The following is a 3,257-nucleotide window of genomic DNA, read 5'->3' on the forward strand; positions in this document are numbered from 1 at the left end:
GGAAGCCCTGGCCGCGGGGGCAGCCCATCTCCTTGAGGAGCTCGAGCTGCTCGGGGCGCTCGATGCCCTCGGCGACGACGCACAGCCCGAGGTCGCGGCCGACCCGGACGATCGTGCGGGTCAGCAGAGAGAGGGTCTCGTCGCGGCCGAGCCCGGCGACGAACGAGGGGTCGATCTTGATGACGTCGACCGGCAGCTGCCGCAAATAGGCCAGCGAGGCGTAGCCGGTCCTTCTCCTGGAAGGCGATCACCAGGGAGGACCGATGAGTCGCCCTGCCTGCGGGTCACGCCTGGCCACGTTGGAGGTCGTGCCGGTCGCCGAACTCGTCGACGAACCGTTCATCGCACTCCCGCCCGACGCGGGAGCGTTGCGCGAGTTCTGGCTCGCCGCCGACCATCGTGAAACGCCGGCCCGGGTGGCGACGGCCGTGGAGACCGCCGACGAGACCTTCGAGGCGGTCGCCTCCGGTCTCGGCGTGGCGCTCCTCGCCGCGGGCAACGCCGATATCTACCGGCGGGACGACCTCGTCTACTGGCCGGTCGGCGGCCTGTCCCCCAGCGAGCTCGCGGTCGTCTGGCGTACCGGCGACGACCGCGAGGCCGTACGCGTCTTCACCGAGGCGTGCTGTCTCCGCACGGACGCAGCGGCGACCATCGGTTGACCGAGCCACCTTGCCGTCGTCGTTGTCACCCTGCCGTCGCCGTCGACGTCATCCCGTCCGGATCGCCGGGTTTCGCGACGTCAACGGCGACGGCAGAGTGCTCCTGTGGTTTGCTACCAGGCCGGTTTCAGGTTCACGTCGTCGGCCTTCACGAAGTAGACGCGGTGGCCGAACTGGATCTCGTAGTACCTCAGCTTTCCCTTCACGACCGTCGCGCCGGTTCGATCGAAGAGCTTGCTGTAGTAGTACTCCCCCAGCTCGGAGCCGACGACGGCGTACGCCTGGCCCGCGGCGAAGGTGTACTGCATCGGCACGAGGGTCTGCACGGGCACCCCTGCCGGGTAGGCCTCCGCCTCTGGGTAGGCGCGGCCGTACACCGGAACCGACGTCGCGCCGGGCTTGGCGACGGCGACCAGGCCGCGGGCGCCGACGGCCGTGGGCTGCGTCCTGGGGTTGTGGAACCAGGCCTTCTGGCCGAGGTACCAGATCGCCGTCCAGTCGCCCTGCCGGTCGGCCACGGCGTACGTCTGGCCGGTGGCGGCGCGGGCGCTGTGGTCGTACACGCTCATCGTCGCGGTGCCGCCGGTCGTCGGGTGCTTGCCGATGTCCTTTACCAGCGGCGCGTCGTCATGGGGCTCGGTGCGCAGCATGATCGAGCCACCGCCGTGCGGCGGGCACGCCGCCGAGGGGTTCTTGGCGTCGCAGCCGGTGTACGGCACGACGTTCGTGTCGTAGTCGGGCAGGATCATGACCTCGCCGGAGTGGCGGCCCGCACTGGCGTGCAGCGGCCGGTGCAGCAGGTCGAAGTAGTGCGCCCAGTCCCAGTACGGGCCCGGGTCCTCGTGCATGTTCTGGACGGTGGACGGGACGGTCCCCGGGACGTTGTCGTGGCCGAGGATGTGCGCCCGGTCCAGGGGCACGTGGAACCTTCGCGCGAGGTAGCGCACCAGCTCGGACGAGCTGCGGTACATCGCCTCGGTGTACCAGGTGCCGCCCTGGGCGAGGAAGCCCTCGTGCTCGATCCCGATGGACTTGGAGTTGATGTACCAGTTGCCCGCCTGCCAGCCGACGTCCTTGGCCTTCAGGTGCTGGGCGACGTGCCCGTCGGCGGAGCGGACGGTGTAGTTCCAGCCCAGGTACGTCGGGTCCTGGACCATCCGCACGTCGTTCGGGTAGTACCCCTCGGTGTCGTGGATGACGATGAAGTCGATCTTCTGGCTCTTCGGCCGGTCGCCCAGGTCGTGGTTGCCGTAGTCCGTCGGGCCATTCGGGCTGATCTGCTGGTACGGCGCCGGGATCCACTCGCAGCCCAGGTCGCGCGGGCACTCGGTCTCGGAGTCGTTCGCGGCCCGCGCGGCCGTCCGTACGGCCGGGTCGGCGGGAAGGGCGACCCGCTGCCCGTCATCGGTGGTCCGGGACGCGCCGGTCCGGATCACGTCGTACACCTGGCCGGCGAACCAGTCGGTGCCGCCGTAGCGGACCGTCGCGGCGTACCAGGCGGCCGGGTCGGCGCTGAGCGGCTTGCCGAGGTCCTGCTGGTAGCGGGCGAGCAGCGCCGCGCCGCCCCGGATGTTGGCCGCCGGGTCGGTGCGCAGCGTGCCCGGCGTCTCGCCGGTAATGCGGGCGGCCTCCTGCAGTGTCTGCGCGGCCTGGCCGGCGGCCCGGGCCGCGCTCGCGGGGGCCTTGGGGTGCAGCGCGGGGCGGGAGGTGTCGCCGCGGGGATCCTCGTCGCCGTCGGCGAAGTGCTCGCCGGCGGGGACCAGCGTGCCGTCGACGAGGTGCATGGGCCCGAAGCCTCCGCCGGTGCTCGGCAGCCCCTTGTTGGCGTCCCAGCGGGACTCCAGGTACGAGACGGCGAGCAGGAGGTTCTCGGGGACGTGGTAGGCCTTCGCCGCCTGGGCGTAGGCCTGCTGGCGGGTGAGGGGGACAGGACCGGCGTGTTGCTGGGCCTGGGCCTGACCGGTTCCGAGACCGGTTAGCACCAGGATCGTCGCGACGAGGGTACGACCTCGTAGGCTCATCGGCGCCTCCGCGCTACGGGGGAATCGCGGTAAACGATCTCAGAGGGGCCGAGCGCAGACAAGAACCTACGAGAACCGTGATCAAAGTGAAGAATTCCTACCAGCCGCCGGCTCCGGCTCAGGCGTCCTCCTCGCCGACGACGGAGTCGAGGTGGGCGGACAGGTCGTCGACCATGCGGCCGAACAGCCGGACGAGGTCCCGCCGGTCCTGGTCGGACCACTCGGACAGGGCGTCGGCGAATCAGCCGTTCGCCACCTCCGGTAGTCGCCGATGCGTGCAGCGGATGACCGCCGCGCGAGCCGGTCAACCGTCGGACGGCGCCGAGCCCCGGACGGGACGCCCCGCCGCGTGGACCGGTCAGCCGGCCGACAGGGCCGAACCGTGCAGCGGGACAGACGCCTCGCCGCGTGGACCGTCAGCCGGCGGACAGGGCCGAGCCGTGGAGGGGGATGGACGCCTCGCCGCGCGGGTTGGTGCGGACGAGGGCCTCGATCCCGCGCGGCGCCATCGGGCGGGCGACGAGGAAGCCCTGGCCGCGGGGGCAGCCCATCTCCTTGAGGAGCTCGAGCTGCT

General features: G+C 71.3%; 2 protein-coding genes and 1 pseudogene. 1 reads left to right on the forward strand and 2 read right to left on the reverse strand.

Features of this window, described 5'->3' with window-relative positions; genetic code table 11:
- Positions 1 to 229, reverse strand: a pseudogene (locus tag ABEA24_RS53250) (EAL domain-containing protein); the annotation flags it as partial.
- A 34-nt stretch (positions 230 to 263) separates the two neighbouring features.
- Between ABEA24_RS53250 and ABEA24_RS53255 the strand changes: the two are divergent.
- Positions 264 to 662, forward strand: coding sequence for a LysR substrate-binding domain-containing protein (locus ABEA24_RS53255; protein ID WP_345444731.1), 399 nt, complete (start codon positions 264 to 266; stop codon positions 660 to 662).
- A gap of 113 nt (positions 663 to 775) precedes the next feature.
- Here the strand turns inward: ABEA24_RS53255 and ABEA24_RS53260 are convergent, their stop codons facing one another.
- On the reverse strand, positions 776 to 2,683 hold the full coding sequence (locus tag ABEA24_RS53260; protein WP_345444733.1) for an N-acetylmuramoyl-L-alanine amidase: 1,908 nt from the start codon (positions 2,681 to 2,683) through the stop codon (positions 776 to 778).
- Positions 2,684 to 3,257 lie beyond the last annotated feature (574 nt).

Origin of the sequence: Actinoallomurus vinaceus (assembly GCF_039542055.1) — a bacterium.
Lineage (GTDB): Bacteria > Actinomycetota > Actinomycetes > Streptosporangiales > Streptosporangiaceae > Actinoallomurus > Actinoallomurus vinaceus.